The following is a 613-nucleotide window of genomic DNA, read 5'->3' on the forward strand; positions in this document are numbered from 1 at the left end:
GTAAGCGCGGCGTAGAGGCCCTTCTTGATCGTCGCGCTTGAGCCCGCGAGTTAGGTCGTCGCGGAGGTGTGGCGATGGCGCGATGGGTGTCGAGCACGGGTGCTAGGACCGGTGCCAGCACGGGTGCTGGCATTGTGGCGATGGAGCGGGTGGAGATTGTCACCCGTGGCGGGCGTCGGACCTACACGGCCGAGGAGAAGGCGGCGCTGCTGGCCGAGGTGGGGGCGCCCGGAGCTCGGGTGCTGGCGGTTGCGCAGCGGCACGGCGTTGCGCCGAGCCTGCTGCACCGCTGGCGCCGCGAGGCCGAGGGCAGGCCCGTCAAGCCGAAGGTGGCGCCGCACCTGCCGCCGTTCGTGCCGCTGGTTGTTGGACCGAGTGGTTCGGATCCGGTGGCGGAGGCTGTCACGCCGACGCTGCGGGAGCGGGTTGGGGCAGCGGTCGAGGTCGTGCTGCGCAATGGCCGGGTCCTGCGCGTGGGCGGCGACGCGGATGTGGCCGTGGTCGCCCGGCTCGCGGCGGCGCTGGAGGCATGATCGCGCTGCCATCCGGGGCGCGGGTACTGCTGGCGACCCGTCCCGTGGACTTCCGCAAGGGGGCGCATGGCCTGGCGGCA

Annotated in this window: 1 protein-coding gene; it reads left to right on the forward strand. The window is 73.1% G+C overall.

Features of this window, described 5'->3' with window-relative positions; translation table 11 throughout:
- Positions 1-74 precede the first annotated feature (74 nt).
- Positions 75-533, forward strand: coding sequence for an IS66-like element accessory protein TnpA (tnpA, locus tag D9599_RS32185; protein WP_198385150.1), 459 nt, complete (start codon positions 75-77; stop codon positions 531-533).
- Positions 534-613 lie beyond the last annotated feature (80 nt).

Origin of the sequence: Roseomonas sp. KE2513 (genome assembly GCF_016107305.1) — a bacterium.
Classification (GTDB): domain Bacteria; phylum Pseudomonadota; class Alphaproteobacteria; order Acetobacterales; family Acetobacteraceae; genus Roseomonas.